Here is a 19,334-nt window from a genome sequence, read left to right as displayed (position 1 = left end):
CGGTCCTGGCTTCTCTTGATAGGTGGACCTGATGAAATCGCTTCGTATTCTCCTTCTGTTCCTAACCGCTTCCAGCTGCTGGTTTTGTGCCGATGCAACGGCGAACGAACCTGTCGTTTTTTGGGAGTTTGGTGCCGAAGAAGAAACTCCGTTGATTGCCCATGGTGGCGTGCACCGCGATGTGCCAGGCCCCCGGCCACCGGTCTATCCAGACTTCGATAACGGCAACACGGCAGTAAAATTCGATGGTCGAGGTGCCTATTTCTCGTATGCCGATCCTGGGGCACTCAGTCCTTTCGACTTCACCAACGGTGATCAGATCACGATCGAAGCCTGGGTGAACGCGCGTGACTTGAAAGATGGTGAGAACCTCTACATCCTTGGGAAAGGACGCACCGGCAGTCCGGAATTTGCCCCGGACAATCAAAATTGGGCGTTGCGTCTGCGAGGCGTTAAGGGGACCGCGTGCGTTAGTTTTCTGTTTGCAACACCACGCAATGGCGCCGGCACACCTTGGCACCGCTGGACCACTAGCGATGGCTTCATTCCGCGAACAGGCTGGCACCATATCGCCGTTACATACGAGTTCGGCAATCCTGAAAGCATCCGTGGCTGGGTTGATGGCCAAAGCATCCCCGGTAACTGGGACATGGGTGGACCGACAACGGAAGCTCCTGTCGTCGACGACGACAGTGTTTGGATTGGTTCGTCGATGGGGGGCAGCGCATCGAACTCGTTTCGAGGTTACCTCGACGCTGTTGCGTTGCACCGTGTGACACTTGATGAAGAAACGCTGAAGTCGCGATTTCGCCGGGTGGGCGATGCCCCCAAGCCTGAGCCTCTGCCCGAAGCCATGCCAAAAATTGGTGATCTGCCAAGCGATCGTGTGACGGTCACATTTCACGAAGGATTGGACGCACATAATCGCTGGCTCGACTTCGACGAGACCTATCCCAAAGAAGTGATGCGGTGGGAAACGAACGAGTTCCTGACGCCTCGGATGCCAGTTCGTTACGATAGCTGGGGCATCCGCGACAGCTGGAAAGCTCCGGTCCTGGTGCGCATGGCGGCCGACGTGGCCCTGGACGAAGGTGAACAAACCTTCCTGCTCCGTGCCCGGGGCCTCACTCGCTTGTGGGTCGATGGAAAACAGGTTGCCAAAACAGGCGCCCTACAAGGATCGCCGAGTGGTGAAGAACCGATTACGCCGGTGGCCGAGCCGCCGCTGCCAGGGCACCGCATTAAAGAACATCGTCTGCATGAGTCCACCGGAACCTTCCAAGCGCCCGAGCGTGGTGTTTATCGGGTCGTGGTCGAAACCACGGCAGGCGGAAAGAAATTCCGCCCTGAGCCAGGCGAGTTCACCGTGGCGAAGCTTTCGGCCGATGGCCAGCAATATCACGTGCTGGGCCCAGCCCAAGCGGTCGATGCCCCCCTTCCATTGACGGACGAAGCATTCGAGGGTGCCCTCGCCCGTATCGAAGGTGCATTGACCCAGTTCGATGACGACAATCGCCGTGCGGCCGCTGCTTCGCGAGAAGACTTCTGGAGTCGCCGTCACGAATTGGGGCGAAAGTGGGTGCAACACAACCCTGCCCCACCAGTCCCGAGAACAGAAGGCACGGCGAATCCGATCGACGCCTTCCTGACTCAGCGAATCGCGGAAGCGAAAGAGGCTGTACAAGGGACGTCTCCCGATGCCGCCAAGAAGTTCCACTCCGAAGTGCTCCCAATTTTACGATCGGAGTGTTTTCGTTGCCATGGCGAGAAAGACTCAGGCGGACTTCAATTGAATTCGCGCGACATGGCCGTTGCCGGTGGCTTCTCAGGCCCTGCCATTGAGCCAGGCGACGCCGAGGCGAGCGAACTGATGGTCCGCATCCAACATGAAGACGCCGACATGCGGATGCCCCCCACCGGCAAGCCGCTCAGCGAAAAGCAAATCAAGACGCTCGAGGACTGGATCAACGCCGGGGCCGAGTGGCCCGAGTTGCCGCTGTCAGCGGATGAAACCGACCTGGCACCGAACATTACCGACGCTCAATTCATTCGACGAGCCTATCTCGACACGGTGGGCGTCATCCCTACGGAAGCGGAAGTCCGCGCATTCCTCGCAGATACTTCTTCCGACAAGCGAGCCCAACTGATTGACCGCCTGCTGGAAGATCCTCGCTGGGCCGATCACTGGATCAGCTACTGGCAAGATGTTCTGGCCGAGAATCCCACCCTGATCAATGCCACGCTGAATGCGAGTGGCCCCTTCCGCTGGTTCCTGCTGGATGCCCTGCGAGACGACAAATCGCTCGACCGCATGGTGACCGAGCTGATGATGATGCGTGGCAGTTCGTACGACGGCGGCAGCGCTGGGTTCTCGATGGCAGCGCAGAACGATTCGCCGTTTGCCGCCAAGGGACATGTCGTCGCGAATGCCTTCCTGGGAATTGAACTGCAATGTGCTCGTTGCCACGACTCTCCCTATCACAGCACGACGCAAGAAGACCTTTACGCGTTGGCTGCCATGTTCGCACGCAAGCCAATGTCGGTGCCGAAGACCAGCTCGGTGCCGGCGGCGTTCTTCGAGAACAAGGACCGTCAGGCGTTGATTGAAGTCACCCTGAAGCCAGGGCAAGCCGTCCAGCCGAAATGGCCGTTTGCGAAAGAGACCGGCATTGAAGATAACGAGGCCCTCGCTCGTTACATGGAAAACGAAAAGGACACGCGTGAACGACTCGCAACCCTCGTTACCGCGCCTGAAAACCAACGTTTCGCAAAGATCGTCGTGAATCGAATCTGGCGACGCCTCATCGGCGCTGGCATCGTCGAGCCACCGCACGACTGGGAAGGGACCCAGCCAAGCCATCCCGAGCTGCTGGAATGGCTGGCGAAAGATTTCATCGCCCACGATTACAGTGTGAAACACACGACCAGCGTGATCATGAACTCGCGACTTTACCAGCAGGCAGCGATCGGCAACCAGAAGGATGTCGATCCAACCCGCCGCTTGTTTAACGCTCCGGAACGTCGCCGCATGACCGGCGAACAGGTTGTCGATTCGTTCTTTGCCGCGGCCGGTAAAGAGATTGAGATCGAAACGATGACACTCGATCCGGACGGTCGCCGCCCGGCCAGCAACCGCAACAATTTAGGTGAAGTGAAGCGTGCGTGGATGATGGTCAGCTTGTCGAACGAACGCGATCGTCCAAGCCTGACGCTACCTTATGCCGCTGTGATCGACGACGTGCTAGTCGCCTTCGGTTGGTCGGCCGAACGTCAGATCCCTCGTACCGATCGCGAATCCGAACCGAACGTTCTGCAACCGGCAGTGATCGCCAACGGCACGATGACGATATGGCTGACGCGGGCCTCACACGAGAGTGCCTTGGCCGATCTCGCTGTCGAGGCCAAGTCGCCGGAGGCAGTGGTCGAGTCGGTATTCCTGAGGTTCCTCAGCCGGATGCCGACCACGGAAGAGAAGACCTTCTTCGCGGATGCCTTGCGAGAGGGATTCGACCAGCGACTGGTTCCAAAAGACAAGATTCAGCCTGTGAAGCCGCTTGAGCGTTTGCCCCAGGTTACCTGGTCGAACCACTTGAAATCGGAAGCGAATACGATTCAGCAGGAACATGCCCGGCGTGCACGGAGTGGCCCACCGGTCGATCCGCGACTGCAGCCGGAATGGCGCGAGACGTACGAAGACTTCGTCTGGAGTGTTGTGAATCTCCGCGAGTTCGTCTGGATGCCGTAAGCTCGTTCGCTGATCCTCGCCTTCCCGTCACCACGTTACCCCAACCTTTTGAGTCACCATGAGCATTTTTCCCTCGAACTCCGGCGTAAATCGACGACAGTTCCTGGCAGCATCCGCTGCTACGGCCATGGCAACTTCGATGGCCCAAGGCATGCCCCACTCGGCTCCACTGAAGGGACAAGCCGAACATGTGATCTCGATTTGGCTCGGCGGGGGGATGGGGCAAATAGATACGTTCGATCCCAAACGCAAAGGGGATCCGAAGGCCAAGAAGCCAGGCGGTTATTACAATCCGATCCCGACCGCCGTTAGCGATGTCGAAGTGTGCGAACACCTGTCGAAGCTGGCCCCGCTCATGGATCGCGTGACGGCTGTTCGCACGGTGAATCATTCGGTGATCGACGAACATGCGGCCGCTACCAACTGGATGCACATCGGCCGCCCGGTCAGCGGGACGGTCGTTTATCCTTCCATCGGTTCGATCGTCGCTCACGAGCGGGGCGCCGCATCGGACGACGTCCCGGCTTACGTGTTGATCGGCTACCCCAACGCCACGCGCGGGCCAGGGTTCCTCGGGGCCCAGCACAGCTATTTGTATCTGACCGAAACGGGACGAGGCCCTGCAGGTCTTTCGTCGCCGGAAGGGATTACCGACAAACGCAAGCTACGCCGCGAACGTTTTCTTTCCGAGCTTCGCGGAATGCAGCCGGAAGCGAAACAGGCCCGCATCAAGGATTATGAATCGACCATTGACTTAAGTCTGAAACTCAGCGGTCCGGAGTTTATGAGCAGCTTTGAACTCGAGCGCGAATCGGCCGACCTGCGGGAGTCGTACGGAGGCGAGTTCGGACAACGCTGCTTGCTGGCCCGTCGGCTCTGCGAACGAGGCGTGCGGTTCATCGAGGTCTCGCACAATTTGAACTTCCTGAATGGTGCCGGCTGGGATGTGCATAACGGCGGCATCCTCGAGCAGCATAAGTTGATCCAAGAGCTCGACACGGCAATGTCAGCTTTGATTGTCGATCTGGAAGCTCGGAAGATGCTCGACAAGACGTTGATTGTCATTACCACCGAGTTTGGTCGTCCGCCAGAATTCGATAGCGGCGGCGGTCGAGGGCATCAAGGTTCGGCCTTTACTTGTGTGCTGGCTGGCGGCGGATTGAATCACTGCGGTGCGTATGGCGTGACCGACGAACTTTCTAAGAAGATCGTCGAAAACCCCGTTTCGGTGCCCGACTTCTTCGCAACGATTCACGCCTCGCTGGGCATCGATTACGCCAAGTCGCTCTACGATGGCGATCGTCCGGTTCCGATAACGGACAATGGCAATCCGATCGCGGCGCTGTTCACCTAGAGCTGGTTTCGGCCGGGGGATCTCGCCTGCAACGATCGGCTGCTCCATAATAAGGAGCAGTCGTGAATCCAAGTTTGCAGGCGATCCTATGTGCCATCGATACAACATCCGTGCCACTTCGACCGAAATCGCGTCGTGGTTCGGCGCCGAAATTCAAAAACCATTCGACCCCGCTCAGAAGACGCTGTTTCCGCTGGCGGACGTTCCGGTCGTACTCGATACGAGCGAGGGCCGCGTTGTCACGGTGATGTCGTGGGGGCTGGTTCCTTTCTGGTGGAAGCCTGGTAAGAAGACCTGGAAAGCGACGGCTCGTTCCTGCTTCAATGCCAAGAGCGAGACGGCGCACGAAAAGCCATCGTTTCGCAAAGCCTTCAAGACCCAGCGTTGTTTGATCCCGGCGACGTCGTTCTTCGAGAAGGATCTCGACTTTCAGTTGAAGCAGGCCAACTACTTTGCCATGGCAGGTCTGTGGGATCGCTGCCAGATTGATGGCGAAGAGCATCTGAGCTGCACAATTCTGACCACCGCCCCCAATAGCTGCGTTGAGAAGGTCCATCATCGCATGCCGGTGATTCTGGATGACGACGACAAGATCCGGCAGTGGCTTAGTCCCGATATCCACGATCGTCAGCCGCTGGAACGGTTATTCGAGCCGATCCCAGGCGAAACGATGTCGACGCAGCCTGCCGAGTCGTGATCGCTAGGCGGTTCGCTGAATGGTCGTCCCGCTGGTTCTTACGATGAGGCGTTTCATTTCAAGGATCGAGAGGGTCGACAACACCCGGTGAACCGGCAATTGCGACCGGGCCACGAGCGCATCGAGTGACATCGGTGCCAGGTCGATATGCTGCAGGACCGTTTGCTCTTGATCGTTGAGCTGTAGTTCGGCAGGTGCAAGAACCGTCTGCGTTTCCGAGACCTTCAGCGGTTTTCGGAGTGGGCCAAGTTGTTCCAGCACATCGTCCACCGATTGAACCAGCGTCGCGCCATCGCGGATCAGGCTATTCACACCGCGGGCAACCGGATTGTCGATTTGTCCTGGGATCGCGAACACCTCGCGATTTTGCTCCATGGCCATGCGAGCGGAAATCAACGCTCCACTTCGTAGTGCCGCTTCGATGATCACGACGCCTAAGCTCATGCCGGTGATCAATCGGTTTCGCTGCGGGAAAGCACCTGCAATTGGGCTGACCAGGGGAGCTGCCTCGCTGACGATCGCCCCGCTTTGCGAAACTTCCTCGGCCAGGTCAACGTGCTCCGGCGGATAGATCTTCGAGACCCCGCCCCCGAGAAATGCGATCGTGCGGCCCCCGGCCTTGATGGCTCCGCGATGGGCAGCCGCGTCGATACCTCTAGCCAGACCACTCACAACCGTGAAGCCTGCCTTCGCAAGTTCGTAGCCAAAGCGTTCGGCTTGCTTCTTACCGTAATGCGTGGCATGTCGCGTGCCGACGATGGCGACCGCTAGTTCATCGCTGGCGAGAAACTCTCCCCGAACGAATAGCAGCGTCGGAGGATCGACGATTTCGCGAAGCAGGCCAGGAAAGGCTTCATCGGAGCGGGTCAGGATTTGAATCCCAAAGTCGCGACAATGATCGAGTTCGCGCTCGATATCGAGCGTGTTGGCTTCGACGATCGTCTTTGCAACCTTTGGTCCAATGCCGGAGACTTCCTGCAATTGCCGAGCGGTTGCCTGAAGTGCGGCAGCGAGCGACCCGAAATAGGCTTCGAGGGCCTGAACCTTCGCAGGTCCAATTCCGGAGCTGAGTGCTAACCGAATGGCCGCTTGAAACTCAGGATCTTCTTCACGATCAACGTCCGACATCGTCATTCTGGCCGACACCTCTGAATAGGGAGAATTGCTCCGCTATTGTAGGGGGGCCTACTCGAGAATGTCGAGCGAAAAGTTGCTAAGCGGAATGCCCTTCTCGCCAGGCGGACATGGCAACTTGGCTGTCGATATCGGCCATCAGTTCCACTTTGCCGATCTTGTGGGGAACGATGAATCGCAGCTTGCCATGCTCGACCTTTTTATCGCGCTGCATCGCCGCCAGGATGGCCGCTTCGTCGAGCTTGGGCGTAGCGACCGGAAGACTCAAGGCCGATAGCAACGCATGTTGTCGCTGGGTCGACGGGGCGTCGAAAACGCCGAGCTTTTCTCCCAGTCGCGAAGCACATAACATCCCGACCGAAACTGCTTCGCCATGCAGAAACTCGCCGTAGCCGGCAACCGTTTCCAAGGCATGGCAGTAGGTGTGACCGTAATTCAAGATTGCCCGAAGGCCGGTCGTTTCGCGTTCATCTTCGGCGACGACCTGGGCTTTTAACTCGCAGCTGCGGGCAATGATTTTTTGCAAAGCTGCCGGTTCGCGGTCGAGGAGCGGTTGGACGTTCACTTCCAGATAGTCGAAGAACGGCTCATCGAGGATCACGCCATACTTCACCACCTCGGCCAGGCCAGAAAGGTATTCGCGCCGTGGCAACGTTTCGAGAACCGCCGTATCGATCAGCACCCCTTTGGGTTGCCAAAAGCAGCCGACTATGTTCTTTGCCGCGGGGAGATTAATGCCGACCTTGCCGCCGACACTGCTGTCGACCTGGGCGAGTAGCGTGGTGGGAATCTGAAAAAAGTCGAGTCCACGCGTCATGGTCGCGGCGATGAAGCCTGCGAGGTCGCCGATCACGCCGCCACCAAGAGCCACGACGATCGACTTCCGGTCCACGCGATCCTCCAGGGCGGCTTCCCACAACTTCTGGGCAGTAGCAACCGATTTGCTGGGTTCGCCGGCGGGAACGACCAGGCTCGTCACGCGAATCCCTTCGGCTTCCAGAGCCTGCAGGACTGGCTTTTCGTAGTGAGCGGCGACGTTGGTATCGCTGATCAAGACGGCATGGGTGACGCTTCGCAGCGAAGTGATCCACTTGCCGACTTGGGCCAAATTGCCAGTGCCGATGGAGATATCGTACGAGCGTTCGGCCAGGGGCACATGAACGGTTTGCGGAGGGATCTGGCTAGGATTGCTGGTTGGCATCGGCGACGATCTGGGGCTGAATGACGGATAGGGATTAAGTGGCGTTGCCGAGACGGACGAGGTCTGCGGGCGTCACCGTGATCTGGCGGCAAAAGCCGGTATGGAGACGAATGTACTCCAAGTGCTCGCACGCGGCGGCATCGCCATGGAGCTTCCGAGCGAGGCTCTCGCGCTTTTCAAGCGGAACATCCGCTAGTTCTTCGGGCCAAATCGTCTGCTGCTCGACGATCAATGCTTCGCGATAGGGATCGAATTTGTCCGCCAAGGGACTTATCCTTTGAGAGTCTGATCAGACGAAATGGGTTCGCTTGCCCACCGGCGGGCAACTATTGAGTATAAAAAAACGATCCGCTCCCGAACATTCCCGATTGAGGCCGACTTTGGAATCCGAATCCGACGCAACTTCCCCCCAGGAAAAGCCTTCGACCTCTGGAACTCTGGTCGTGGCCGTGATTATTGCTGTCGCGGTCGCGGTCTCGCTGGTGACGGTATGGCATCACTGGAATCGCGGATATGCATCGATCGCCTATTGGGGAGCTCTCAACGGCGAGAACATTCGCTACGCCCCGAAGGTCGAACTGCGGCACGATGGCCAGTCGTACGATATCTCGAAGATGCGGGGACTGGTCCATTTTCGCCAGGCTTTGATCGAGGATTCTAGTTTCGAGGGGACTTTGCCCACCGACGAGGCCGCTCCGAACTGGACGCACCAGGTCGATTTCACCCCCGACGGCGACGAACCTGCGACGACGGTCTGGTTTGATCTCGATCAGGGATTCGTCGGTCTGGCCGATAGCAAGTCGGTATTGGTCCCCAAGCCGAACCCAACGGCAAGCGGCATTCGCCAATTTGTCGCCGATGCCCTGACCCAACAGGCTTCCAAGTAGCTCAACCGCAAATCTGATTCGACTATGTGGTACGACCTAATCTTTCGCCGTGGCGACCCAACCAACGATTGGCAACGGGCGAGCGGTTTGAAACTGAATGCCGATCTCGACGTCCCTTCGCTCCTCGGAGTTCCGTTGGGAGGCGCGTTCGACCGGCTTTCCTGTCTGGGGCGGAGCAGCCAGGGCGATCCCTTCAGCGTCGAATACTTTGACCTCGGGCTTTGCCTCGATCGCGACGACAACGGGAATCTGTGTGAGTTTCAGATCGTGCTGGACGACGATGTCGGCAAGTGTAAGCCTTACCCAGGAACTGTTTCGTGGGAAGGCGTTTCGATTCCACTAACTGATTTGACGCTGGACAAATTGCCAGACATCTTTGGGGAGTGGTACTGGCTCGACGAAGATGACCACGAGTTCATCGCCTTCTACGAGTACCCGAACTACGAGATGCAGATCGAATGCTTCAAAGACCGCCGCGTCAAACGGTTCGTGCTTTGCCAAGAGCCGCTCATGGCATTTGAAGATCAGCGAGAGGCATTCAAGGTGACCAAAGCCTGGCCGCCAGAGTTTCCATCGCGGTAGGCCTTACCGCCGCATTATCGCGGCGACATATCCAAGACCCAGTCCTGCGACCAGACCGCCGGTGTGGGCCAGGTTGGCCACGCCGCCCATCATGCCAAACCAGCAAAGAAAGAACCACACCATCAGGATGACGTACGACGATTGGTCCATGCGCAGTCCGAAGGTCAAGTCGTTGTTCGAGCGTGCCCAGATATAGCCAAACAGCCCATACAACACGCCGGAGTAGCCGAGGAAGTTGACGCCGCCGTAGTAGCGTTCGTAAACCGACAGATCGGTTCCATACAGCAGCATCGGAATGACCCCTTGGGCCAAGTTGGATGCGATCGCCAAGGCCAGGTTCAACAGCAGGAAATGCAAACTGCCGATCCGTCGTTCGAGCGTCGGCCCCAGCATGTACAACATGTACATGTTGAAGCCGATATGCAGAATCCAGCCCATGCCTTGATGATTGGGGGCAGGTCGCTGATGCAGGATCGCTGGAGTGATCAGACGCCATACCTGGCCCCGTTCGATCGTCTTTAGCGAGTTCGGTTCGGGCGAGTTGAGATAGGCAAACAGATCTTCCGGCGAAAGAAACGAGAGGGCGTTGTAAACCTGGTCACCGATGCCGGGCTCTTGCAGCGAGTAATTCGAGTCGAAGACACCGAGCAGCAAGATCCCAATGCAAAGGGTGAGAATGCCGCGGGTCACCGGGGCGCCGGTGGTTCCAGTCCCCATGCCAGGCGAACGGTGCTTCACCTCGTGAATGTTCTTGCGACGCTCCTTCTCGCGAAGCTGCTCCATTTTGCGGATGCCGGCCGCTTCGTCGCTCGCCTTACGATATCGAGCGTCGTCCGGGTTCGAGCGGAAGGCCTCGAGCTCGGTCCGGGCCTGTTCGACCTGGTTTTCTTCGTGAATCCAGACAGACCACTCCCCTTGCTGTGCAGGATCCGCTTTGGAGTGGATTCCCAACGTCAGCAGGTAGTCGGTGAAGCGGGCTGCCTCGTTTTCAGAAGAAAGTTTGCCGATTTGGCGCATTGGTCTATCAGATCTATTGAACGTCCCCGGATTGAAGCCGCCGATGCGCCTCCTCAACTTCATCGTAGTAAGAACGGCGTTGCAATTGCGAGGCCGATTCCTCGTCCAGAATTACGACGACGTCTTGATGAAATTGTAGGGCGCTTCCGGTGACTTGTGCGGTCACTGGTCCTTCGACCGTGGCCGCGATGGCTTCGGCCTTCTCTTTACCGAAGGCCAACAAGATACATTTTTTCGATTCGAGAATCGTACCAACACCCATGGTGATCGCCAGACGGGGTACCCCCTCTTCCGATCCAAAAAAGCGGGCGTTGTCTCGAATTGTCTCAGGAGCCAAGGTCTTTAAACGCGTTCGGCTTCCGAGCGAAGATCCAGGCTCATTGAACGCGATATGTCCGTCGCGACCAATCCCTAGAATTTGCAGATCGATGCCGCCTGCCTCGTTGATCATGGCTTCGTACTGGCTGCCATAAGTTTCGTAATCCAGGGCGCGACCGTCCGGCACATGGGTGTTTCGGATATCGATATTAACGTGCCGGAAGAGATTCTCCGTCATGAAATGACGATAGCTTTGTGGGTGCGTCGGTGGCAGGCCGACATATTCGTCCAGATTGAACGAGGTGACACGCGAAAAATCGAGTCCCTCGCTCTGGTGCATGCGGATCAGCTCTTGATACAGCTTGAGAGGCGTACCCCCCGTTGCGAGCCCCAGAATAGCACGGGGTTTCTTGCGAACAAGCTGGGCGACGATCGAGGCGGCACGCTGGCTGCCTTGTTCGGCCGAAGATTCGATAATGACACGCACGTCGGCGTTCCTCTATCTTCTTACTGGACAATGAGAGGTGGCAGGGACGAATGTTCTCGATCATAGACCACCACCGGCAGATGGAAAAGACAATGCCCCAGCGTCAAACTGGGGTAATTCAGTGAAAAACCGGTCTGGAATTAACTTGATCATCCTGTTTACAATCCTCACCACATGCTGGCATTGCTTTCCAAGCCAGTTTGCCGGACGTTTTCGCTTCACAACAAGGAGGTTGTCATGCGGTCGATTGCCATTTTGAATCAAAAAGGGGGCGTTGGAAAAACGACCACCGCCGTCAACCTGGCTTCTGCAATCGCGCGTGAAGGGCACAAAGTCTGTGTGATGGATCTCGATCCACAGGCGCATGCCTCATTACATCTAGGAATTGGAGTCGCTGCTGGATCGGAATCGATCTACCAGGTTCTCATGGGGGAAGCGACCCTGGAACAAGTTCGTCACGAAGCAGGCGAGAACCTGTGGTGCATTCCAGCCCATCTCGATTTGGCGGCAGCCGAAATGGAACTTGCCGGTGAAGTCGGACGAGAAATGATCTTGCGGGATGCCCTGGAACTTCATGGCGAGCAATACGATTACCTGATTATCGATTGCCCACCAAGCCTGGGCGTGTTGACGCTGAATGCGTTGGCGTGCGTCGGCGAGGTCTTCCTTCCGCTGCAGCCCCATTTCCTTGCATTGCACGGGCTGAGCAAGCTGCTGCGAACGGTCGATATCGTCTCGAAGCGTATCAATCCGACCCTTCGACTGTCGGGCGTCGTGCTTTGCTTGTTCGAGTCGGGAACGCGTCTGGCGGGTGAAGTCGCTGGCGATGTGCACGACTTTTTCGACAAGGGTTCGTCGGAAGGCAAAACGTGGGCGACTGCGGAAGTTTTCCAGACTCGTATTCGACGCAATATTCGCTTGGCGGAAGCACCCAGCTTCGGTCAATCGATCTTCGATTACGATCCAAACTCCAACGGAGCCGAGGACTACGCGAACCTCGCTCGCGAGGTGTTAGGGCTGGGGTTGGCGTCGGCCAACAAAGATGAATCGCTTGCCGGTTCGGCCGCGGCCTGACGACCGGGCAAGAGTTGATTCTTCTCGGGTCCCACGGTAAAGATGAAATGGACGGCAATGGCCGTCCGTTTTCGTACCTTGCTGGAGAGCCACGAGAACATGCGAGGCATTCGCTTCAGTCTGAAAAGCCTGCTGGGGTTGATGGTGGTGATTTCGCTCGCCATCGTTCTGACCACACAATGGCGTTATCGCGAACGGCTCGTAACGCGATTTCTTGACCCTGATTCGGTCGAAGCGAGATCTCTGCTGGCCAAACCGATCGTCGAAGCGGATGAGGGCCTGCCGACTGCCCAGTACCGAGCCAACTACCGCGATGTGCGGTGGCTCTTCTCGATGGCTGAGAACGACATCGCCCTTTCAGGTGGTCTCCAGGCCGAGTTCGATAACGATCGCGTCGTGATTCAGACTGCCGACGGCGAAAATCTCAAGCGATTCATTGCTCATATGGAAGAAGCGGACCGATTACCGGACGATCACGCCGTGATCCGGGGGATCGCGGTCGACGAGAACGATCATCCTGTGGCAAACCTGCCCATCGACGTGCTCGGGCCGACGCAGTGCCTGAACGCCTTTCTAACGCGTCCTGACGGAAGTTTTAGCCTTCCCGTCGAATTCTTGCCCAGCGACGGTTACACGCTACGTTTCCGCCGCTCGTATGCCGAGTCGTACCGGACGATGCCCTTCCAGCTCGGAAAATCGAAGCGGGAAGTGGTTATGCGGGTCGTTATCCCACAAAAAGGCTAGACGAACGCAACTTAATGCGCTCAGCGAGGTTGAATAATCATTCCCCCCTAGGGAGAATGAGGGGGCAAATACCAACTGGTAGACCTCTCACTTGACCGATCAACGTCGTCAATCCGGGCTCAGGATGTCCACATACGCTCAATGTACGCACTGCCAGACGAAGTTCAAAGCTAAGCCTGAACTGAATGGCAAATCTGTACGTTGTCCGAAGTGTAAGAAGGTTTTTGACATCCAATTGACGTCCGAAGCCCCTTCGACCCAAGAGCGTGCTCAGCATGGTTCGGCTGCCAATCTGTCCAAGTCGAAGGTGATTCCGTCGTCGAAATCGGGATCGAATGTTCTCGGCAAAAAGCCTGCCAAGACCGCCGCCAAGCCGAAACAAGCTGTCGCCGCGCAGCGTCCGAAATGGTCGGGCGAACCAGAATCGCAGGGGCCCTCCGGCTCTGAACCGAATAAACCGAGTCTTCTGCATGGAATCGCCGCGGGCAAAGAGAGCCCGATCCTTCGCAGCCGCCGAACGATTTCCGCCGTGATTCTTCCAGGGGACCGACACGTTCCCGCTTTGGAAGTCCCCTGGGGTGCTCCGTGTAACCCGCCGAAAGACTTCCTCAAAGAGCAAGCTGGGCATGCGCCTCGACCAGAGACAGCGACTCGATCGGTGAATGACACCCTCTCGCTGATTTCACCTGACGAGAAAGAAATCCGCATCGAGCCGACCCGTCCGGCGGCCGATGCCCCGATTGTCGAATCGGAAATTGTCGACATGGGTCTGCGAAATGACTCCAGTCGTTCCTCCTTAGGTGACGCGGACTCGCTCATCGCCGGTGTGGCGGAAGACGAGAAGCCGGTCGACAAATCGAAACCAGGTTTCCATCGTTCGGCGGCAGAAAAAGTCATTGCCGGCAAAATGACGGACGAAGTCGTCACCGAAGACAACGATGGTGGATTCTATCGTCCGACCTTGCCAGGCCAAGGCGAAGACATCACGATGGCCGACGCAAAATTACTCGAGCGCGCGATGGCTGCGGCCCAACGATCGCTCGGGCGTGGGCCTTCGTTCGACGAAGTCGAGGCAGTCGAGAACTCGAAGTACGTTCCGCAAGTTCGGATGCTGCTGAGGGACGAATCGAACTTCGGTGCGAGTACAAAAAAGAAGGGAGCGGGCTTCGACTTCCCGGTGAATCAAGCCGTGCTCATGAGCGCGGTTGGCGTGGTATCAGGAATCGGGCTGCTGGGTCTGCTGATTTTTGCCATTAGCACCATCAGTAGTACATTGTCTGCCGCGACAGGCGGAACCGGAAGTCAGTACGAATACGTCACGCCGACGACCAGCCAGTTTCCGGTGGAAGCTCGCGGGCCCGCAGGGCTGGTAACGGTTAAGTTTCCTTCAAATTTTGACGCAATTCCGGTTATCGAACGTCCCTGGCTGGGCACCGAAGTTGAAGGCTATCGCCTCATTCGACCTACCGAGTCGTTTGTGATGATGTACAGCAATTCGATCCCAGGAACTCCGCCAACTGGCAACCAAATGCCAACCGAAGAGCAGTTGGAAGTCTTCGGTTTGCAGTCGCTCTCGGCGTCTAATCCTCACCTGACAAAGACCGATCACCTATCGCTCGACAACTATCCGCTGATCGAGTATCACTTTTCGGCGGACGTCTTGCGGAGCCGACCAGGCAAAAGCCGGATGGTGTTCCTCTTCACGCAGCAGCGTATGTTCGTCTTCCTGTGGTCTGGCAATCGATCGACCGCCGAAGTCAGCAAGTTCTTCCAGTCGATCAGCGTGAAGGGCATTCCGTTTCCTGGTGCTGGCTAAACGCGACCGGCGTCCATTCCTCCTTCCACAACCATCATTTGGATAGAGGCAGGGCGTGACTACGATCGCGAAATGCACGCATTGCGAAACGACCTTCAAAGTCAAAGACCATCTCGTCGGCAAGGCGGTCCGCTGTCCGTGCTGTCAGCAGGCATTTCGCATTCGTACGACTCCGGTCCTCATCTCTCGGCATAAGAAGCCTGCGACCGACGCATCGGCAACTGTCGCCGAGCCTGAGCCAGCTGTGCCGCCGCCAGACGACGACTTCTTCAGCAGTCCCGAAGATCCAGACGTCCTCTACGATCAAACGGTCGCCCAGGCCCAGCTCCGAAAACGCAAGCGACACTGGACAACGGTCATCGCTATCGCGTCGATTGCTTCGTTGGTCTTGATTTGCGGAACCGTCGCCGCGCTGCAGTTCGCCTATCAAGAGATCGATCTTTCCAACGAACTGGCAGACCTGGAATCAGTGGATGTCGAGTCACTGCGTGGAAACTGGCGACCTGTCTCCGACCCGCACTGGGGCTATCTGATAAGGATGCCCGGCGAGCCAGACCTTCAAGAGAGTGCTTCCGGCGACACGGTAACGCTGAATCTGCCAGATCGGCAACTGGGGCGGATGCGACTGGAAGTCCGCAAAGAAGCCAACGACGCGTGGAACAACTACTTTGCCCGCCTCGATCGGGAAGAGATCTTGGCGGGGATCCCTGGAGCAAATCTGATGGAGATCCGTTCTTCTCAAGTCAACTGGAGCGGCAAAGTAGCCGTCTATCGCTATTTTCTGACACCGAAAGATCGTCGCATTAGCACAAATGTCACAGTCGTGCAGAAATTCTCGACCGAAGGGAAGACGATCACGGTTCAGTGGTCCGGGCCGCGGCAGCAGCTAGGATCTCCCGAGGTTTTCTACTATTTCAATTCGGTCGAATTCATGGGGAAGAAATACATCGAGCGCTAACCATCGAAGAGGTCCCGGCTCCCCTGCCCTGGGCATGCTACAATGTCGTAACAACTTTACATCGACCTTGTCCCAGGCCAGTGGATTGACCCCATGGATTGGTTCGTATCCGATCTCCATATGTTCTCGCGGCGTTCGATCTATCACGAACACGCGGATGAAATTCTCGCTCGTGCTTCGGAAGCCCGGGTCTTCGTCCTGGGTGGCGATATCGTCGACTTCTCGTGGACGACACTTCCTTCCGTGGAAGCGACCATCGACGCCGCCATGCAGTGGCTTTCCGATCTCGTCGAAGCAAATCCGAATTGCCAGTTCCATTACCTGTTGGGGAACCACGATTGCCATAGCGACTTCGTGGAACAATTGGGCAAAGTGACTGAGTCGCACGCGAACCTTTTCTGGGAACCTTATTTCCTGCAGATCGGTTCCGCCGTAATGCTGCATGGTGATGCGGTTCATCTGAAAGAACGCAATAACCTGGCATTGGCCGCCGCTCGTACCAGCAAGCATCAATTCAAACAGCCTGAGTATCGCCACAAGATCTATCAGATGGCGATTCGCTCGCGGCTGCATGCCGTTGTGGGCAAGCTGGCCAATCCAAAGCGTATCGTCGCCGGCCGAATCTGGGACTACCTCAGCAACGAACAAGTCGATCTCGACAGCGCGGTTCGCAATGTTTACTTCGGCCATACGCATGTGCCGATGCAGGACTATGCGTTTCGTGGAGTTCATTTTCACAATGGCGGCGCATCAATCTCGGGCCTGAAGTTCAATATGCTGCCGATGCAACTCGATGGCGAACTTCATCCGCGATAGACTCATCCTACGAACGTAAGACTTACGATGCCAAAACAACCAGACGACCCAGAATTGATCGCCACGCTGGAATCGCAAGGCGTGGTCGTTCGCCTTCGCAAAAGCGGCCAGGTACACACGCTCGACTTCTCGAAGTCGTCGTTTCCGCTAGATGATCAGGCGCTATTACAACTTGATTCACTCCAGAGCCTGGAAGTGTTGAATTGCGAGAACACTGCCATCAGCGATGCATCGGTGACGACCCTGCTAAAGCATCAGAACTTGAAACTGATGACGCTGACCGGCACCGGGATCTCGATCGAGGGCATCAAACGACTGCGGCAAAACATGATTGGCTGCCGGATCATCGCCTAGTCCACCGAAAAATCGACCTAACAAGAAAGCCCCTTGTGACGCGGCATCACAAGGGGCTTTTCTTTTGGGGAACTGGCGAGTTTAGTCTCTAGAACGTCCACTCGATGCCGCTATACAGCGAAGCATCGGCCGTGGCGTAACCGGTGATCTCTTCGTACTGCTCGTTGAAGAGATTGTCGACTTTGTAGATCCAACGCATGTTCGGTCGAATCCAGTAATCGCCGTACAAGTCGATCACGTTGTAGTTCGGCAAAACCACCGATCCGTCGCGTGAATCGATTCGGCGACCAATCATTCGTGCTGCCATCGTGATCGAACCGGCGCGGTTGCCATAGTATCGAGTCACGCCGAAAGTACCTTTGTCACGCGGACGGCGGAGAAGCTGCTTGTCGGTATCAGCATCCCAGGTATCGGTATGCGTGTACGAAGCCCACACGGTCCACTGATCGGTCAGATACCAATCGGTGGTCAACTCGATCCCGTGCGAACGAGCCCGACCGACATTCAGCAGGGTGAACGTCATCGGATCGTAAATGATCAAGTTGCGGTAATCGTTCCGGAAGTACGTGGCACCGAACACCACGTTGTTATCGAAGAACGACTGATCGACCCCATATTCCCAGCCGGTGCTTTCTTCAGGCTTTAGCGCCGGATTGCCGTAAGGAAAGACGTTCTCCGAGAGCGCTGGTGCCCGGTAACCCGTTCCAAGGCTGGCACGTAAACGAGTATTCGTTTCGCGAAGCTCGTAAGCGGCCGTGGTTCGGTAGGTCGAGTGGGGACCAGCCTCGCTATGGTCATCCCAACGCACACCGCCAGTCAGATGCAATCGATCCCACAGGGTCAACTGATCCTGAAAAAAGATGCCGGTCTGGTATTGGCTGGCACTATCGGGTGGCGACGGAAGATACTCGGTCGTAGCCGATTCGTCCCAGTGCTGAACACCAACGGAAAACTCGTGATCAGGCCACAACAGTGCCGTGCTCAGCGCGGTGAACTGACGCGTGGCTCCCTCGATGTTACTCGGGAAGAAGTCGTCTTTATCGTTTCGTTCGTAGGTCACGTAGTCGTAGGCGAACATGTTGGTAATGTTGCCGTCGAGCATCGTGTTGTTGATCTCGAAACGCTGGACCATGTTCTTCGACAAATAGATCCGGAAAGGATCGTCCGTTGGCGGAATACCGGTCGAGAACGATGCGTCGTCGATATGCGCTCGAGAATCGGTGTATCGCAATCGATAGACGAACTCGGTATTCTCGGTCAGCTGAACGCCGAAAGCCCCTGCGAGCGCACCGACTTCAAATGGATCGTTTTCAGCACCACCAGCGGCGGCAGAAAACGACTGGGTATCAAGCCACGAACCCGAGAAAGAGTAGTCGATCGCGCCGCTGCTTCCTTGAACGAAGCCTCCTTCGCGATGCGTCTGATACGAACCCCCTTGTACGTTGACCGCACCTGACATCGGACCTTGACCGCGTCGCGTGATGATGTTCACCACTCCACCGATCGCTTCCGAACCATACAAAAGGCTTTGCGGGCCCTGCAGGATTTCGATGCGTTCGACGTTGTCGAGCGTCAGGTTGGCAGCGTCGAACCCGCGCGACGGGCTGCTCGGGTCGTTCGCCGGCGAACCGTCGATCATCACCTTGGTATGCTGCGAGTTAGCACCTCGCAAAAAGATCGACCGAACGCCACCTGGGCCGCCAGAGTTCACGACGTCGACACCTGGCTGGCGAGCAAGAATTTCGCCGACAGTGTAGGCGTCAGACTGCTCGATTTGCTCTCGCGAAACAACCCGGACGGTACCACCGAACTTACGCATCTCGGTGGGCGTTTCGTTCGGGGTGATAACTTCCGCATTCGAGAATGTGGCGTCGTAGTCTCGCTGCGAGTCGCCACTGTTCGGGGCGCTCTGCACGACAACAGGAGGCAACATCTGCTCCTCAGCAATGGGCACGTCCGGAATCGCAGGCACGACAGCGGCTTCTGCCGAGTCGGTTTCCTGCTGCATTACCGAGCGTTCGAGCGATACAGACTCGGCGGGAATCAATTCCTGGGCAGCGGCAGTACCGGTGCAACAGGCAAGCCCTAAAACACAAAGGGAACCCAGCCGAGGCGGGCTCCAACCATCGATCCATTTCACGCGCTGACCT

The 19,334-nt window shown here is 57.0% G+C and carries 17 protein-coding genes and 1 pseudogene; 12 read left to right on the top strand and 6 right to left on the bottom strand.

Translation table 11 applies throughout. From position 1 onward, the window contains the following. Positions 1 to 31: 31 nt before the first annotated feature. From AB1L30_RS12775 to AB1L30_RS12765, 3 genes are all read left to right on the top strand, one after another. Positions 32 to 3,745: a DUF1553 domain-containing protein gene (locus AB1L30_RS12775; protein WP_367013809.1), complete on the top strand. Its 3,714-nt coding sequence runs from the start codon at positions 32 to 34 to the stop codon at positions 3,743 to 3,745. A 58-nt stretch (positions 3,746 to 3,803) separates the two neighbouring features. Further along, positions 3,804 to 5,099 carry a DUF1501 domain-containing protein gene (locus AB1L30_RS12770; protein WP_367013808.1) on the top strand — a complete coding sequence of 432 codons (1,296 nt, stop codon included), beginning with the start codon at positions 3,804 to 3,806 and terminating at the stop codon, positions 5,097 to 5,099. An 88-nt stretch (positions 5,100 to 5,187) separates the two neighbouring features. Next, the gene (locus tag AB1L30_RS12765) at positions 5,188 to 5,796 is read left to right on the top strand and encodes an SOS response-associated peptidase (RefSeq protein ID WP_367013807.1); all 609 of its coding nucleotides are present in this window, start codon (positions 5,188 to 5,190) and stop codon (positions 5,794 to 5,796) included. Positions 5,797 to 5,799: 3 nt separating this feature from the next. Here AB1L30_RS12765 and dprA read toward each other — a convergent pair whose 3' ends face one another. The 3 genes from dprA to AB1L30_RS12750 all read right to left on the bottom strand — a co-directional run bounded on the left by dprA (position 5,800) and on the right by AB1L30_RS12750 (position 8,396). After that, entirely contained in the window at positions 5,800 to 6,924 is a 1,125-nt protein-coding gene (gene dprA / locus AB1L30_RS12760; protein WP_367013806.1) for a DNA-processing protein DprA, read from the bottom strand. Between the two features lie 85 nt (positions 6,925 to 7,009). Further along, positions 7,010 to 8,131: a 3-dehydroquinate synthase gene (gene aroB / locus AB1L30_RS12755; protein ID WP_367013805.1), complete on the bottom strand. Its 1,122-nt coding sequence runs from the start codon at positions 8,129 to 8,131 to the stop codon at positions 7,010 to 7,012. Between the two features lie 34 nt (positions 8,132 to 8,165). Continuing rightward, positions 8,166 to 8,396: a hypothetical protein gene (locus AB1L30_RS12750; protein WP_367013803.1), complete on the bottom strand. Its 231-nt coding sequence runs from the start codon at positions 8,394 to 8,396 to the stop codon at positions 8,166 to 8,168. 178 nt (positions 8,397 to 8,574) lie between these two features. Here AB1L30_RS12750 and AB1L30_RS12745 point away from each other — a divergent pair, with 178 nt between their 5' ends. Together AB1L30_RS12745 and AB1L30_RS12740 are read left to right on the top strand one after the other, a co-directional pair. Then, positions 8,575 to 9,018: a hypothetical protein gene (locus tag AB1L30_RS12745; RefSeq protein WP_367013802.1), complete on the top strand. Its 444-nt coding sequence runs from the start codon at positions 8,575 to 8,577 to the stop codon at positions 9,016 to 9,018. Positions 9,019 to 9,042: 24 nt separating this feature from the next. After that, the gene (locus tag AB1L30_RS12740; protein WP_367013801.1) at positions 9,043 to 9,600 is read left to right on the top strand and encodes a hypothetical protein; all 558 of its coding nucleotides are present in this window, start codon (positions 9,043 to 9,045) and stop codon (positions 9,598 to 9,600) included. 3 nt (positions 9,601 to 9,603) lie between these two features. Here the strand turns inward: AB1L30_RS12740 and AB1L30_RS12735 are convergent, their stop codons facing one another. After that, on the bottom strand, positions 9,604 to 10,617 hold the full coding sequence (locus AB1L30_RS12735) for a rhomboid family intramembrane serine protease (RefSeq protein ID WP_367013800.1): 1,014 nt from the start codon (positions 10,615 to 10,617) through the stop codon (positions 9,604 to 9,606). Positions 10,618 to 10,630: 13 nt separating this feature from the next. Further along, positions 10,631 to 11,422 carry a glucosamine-6-phosphate deaminase gene (gene nagB / locus AB1L30_RS12730; protein ID WP_345085101.1) on the bottom strand — a complete coding sequence of 264 codons (792 nt, stop codon included), beginning with the start codon at positions 11,420 to 11,422 and terminating at the stop codon, positions 10,631 to 10,633. Positions 11,423 to 11,659: 237 nt separating this feature from the next. Between nagB and AB1L30_RS12725 the strand changes: the two genes are divergently transcribed. The 7 genes and pseudogenes from AB1L30_RS12725 (at position 11,660) to AB1L30_RS12695 (ending at position 17,184) form a co-directional block, all read left to right on the top strand. Continuing rightward, a complete protein-coding gene (locus AB1L30_RS12725; RefSeq protein ID WP_367013799.1) occupies positions 11,660 to 12,496 on the top strand; it encodes an AAA family ATPase in 837 nt (278 codons plus the stop codon). 57 nt (positions 12,497 to 12,553) lie between these two features. Next, positions 12,554 to 13,240 carry a hypothetical protein gene (locus tag AB1L30_RS12720; RefSeq protein ID WP_367013798.1) on the top strand — a complete coding sequence of 229 codons (687 nt, stop codon included), beginning with the start codon at positions 12,554 to 12,556 and terminating at the stop codon, positions 13,238 to 13,240. 124 nt (positions 13,241 to 13,364) lie between these two features. Continuing rightward, positions 13,365 to 13,457, top strand: a pseudogene (locus AB1L30_RS12715) (hypothetical protein); the annotation flags it as partial. 18 nt (positions 13,458 to 13,475) lie between these two features. Beyond that, positions 13,476 to 15,056, top strand: coding sequence for a hypothetical protein (locus AB1L30_RS12710; RefSeq protein WP_367014101.1), 1,581 nt, complete (start codon positions 13,476 to 13,478; stop codon positions 15,054 to 15,056). Between the two features lie 55 nt (positions 15,057 to 15,111). Continuing rightward, the gene (locus tag AB1L30_RS12705; protein ID WP_367013796.1) at positions 15,112 to 16,014 is read left to right on the top strand and encodes a hypothetical protein; all 903 of its coding nucleotides are present in this window, start codon (positions 15,112 to 15,114) and stop codon (positions 16,012 to 16,014) included. Between the two features lie 93 nt (positions 16,015 to 16,107). After that, positions 16,108 to 16,830 (top strand): metallophosphoesterase, encoded by a 723-nt coding sequence (locus AB1L30_RS12700; protein ID WP_367013795.1) that lies wholly within the window; start codon positions 16,108 to 16,110, stop codon positions 16,828 to 16,830. 27 nt (positions 16,831 to 16,857) lie between these two features. Beyond that, positions 16,858 to 17,184, top strand: coding sequence for a hypothetical protein (locus AB1L30_RS12695; protein WP_367013794.1), 327 nt, complete (start codon positions 16,858 to 16,860; stop codon positions 17,182 to 17,184). Positions 17,185 to 17,272: 88 nt separating this feature from the next. On the opposite strand, the gene AB1L30_RS12690 is transcribed toward AB1L30_RS12695, so the two are convergent. Next, entirely contained in the window at positions 17,273 to 19,324 is a 2,052-nt protein-coding gene (locus tag AB1L30_RS12690; RefSeq protein ID WP_367013793.1) for a TonB-dependent receptor, read from the bottom strand. Positions 19,325 to 19,334 lie beyond the last annotated feature (10 nt).

It is taken from the genome of Bremerella sp. JC817 (assembly GCF_040718835.1).
In the GTDB taxonomy this organism is placed as follows: Bacteria; Planctomycetota; Planctomycetia; order Pirellulales; family Pirellulaceae; genus Bremerella.
Note: the sequence above shows the minus strand (reverse complement) of the source record. Positions and strands in the feature narration are given on the sequence as shown.

What these genes read in the sequence shown, in the direction of transcription:
- AB1L30_RS12765 (WP_367013807.1), top strand. Translation starts at nt 5,188, where the DNA reads ATGTGCCATCGATACAACATCCGTGCCACTTCGACCGAAATCGCGTCG.
- AB1L30_RS12695 (WP_367013794.1), top strand. Translation starts at nt 16,858, where the DNA reads ATGCCAAAACAACCAGACGACCCAGAATTGATCGCCACGCTGGAATCG.
- AB1L30_RS12720 (WP_367013798.1), top strand. Translation starts at nt 12,554, where the DNA reads ATGGCCGTCCGTTTTCGTACCTTGCTGGAGAGCCACGAGAACATGCGA.
- aroB (WP_367013805.1), bottom strand. Translation starts at nt 8,131, where the DNA reads ATGCCAACCAGCAATCCTAGCCAGATCCCTCCGCAAACCGTTCATGTG.
- AB1L30_RS12735 (WP_367013800.1), bottom strand. Translation starts at nt 10,617, where the DNA reads ATGCGCCAAATCGGCAAACTTTCTTCTGAAAACGAGGCAGCCCGCTTC.
- AB1L30_RS12700 (WP_367013795.1), top strand. Translation starts at nt 16,108, where the DNA reads ATGGATTGGTTCGTATCCGATCTCCATATGTTCTCGCGGCGTTCGATC.
- AB1L30_RS12725 (WP_367013799.1), top strand. Translation starts at nt 11,660, where the DNA reads ATGCGGTCGATTGCCATTTTGAATCAAAAAGGGGGCGTTGGAAAAACG.
- AB1L30_RS12775 (WP_367013809.1), top strand. Translation starts at nt 32, where the DNA reads ATGAAATCGCTTCGTATTCTCCTTCTGTTCCTAACCGCTTCCAGCTGC.
- dprA (WP_367013806.1), bottom strand. Translation starts at nt 6,924, where the DNA reads ATGTCGGACGTTGATCGTGAAGAAGATCCTGAGTTTCAAGCGGCCATT.
- AB1L30_RS12740 (WP_367013801.1), top strand. Translation starts at nt 9,043, where the DNA reads ATGTGGTACGACCTAATCTTTCGCCGTGGCGACCCAACCAACGATTGG.
- AB1L30_RS12770 (WP_367013808.1), top strand. Translation starts at nt 3,804, where the DNA reads ATGAGCATTTTTCCCTCGAACTCCGGCGTAAATCGACGACAGTTCCTG.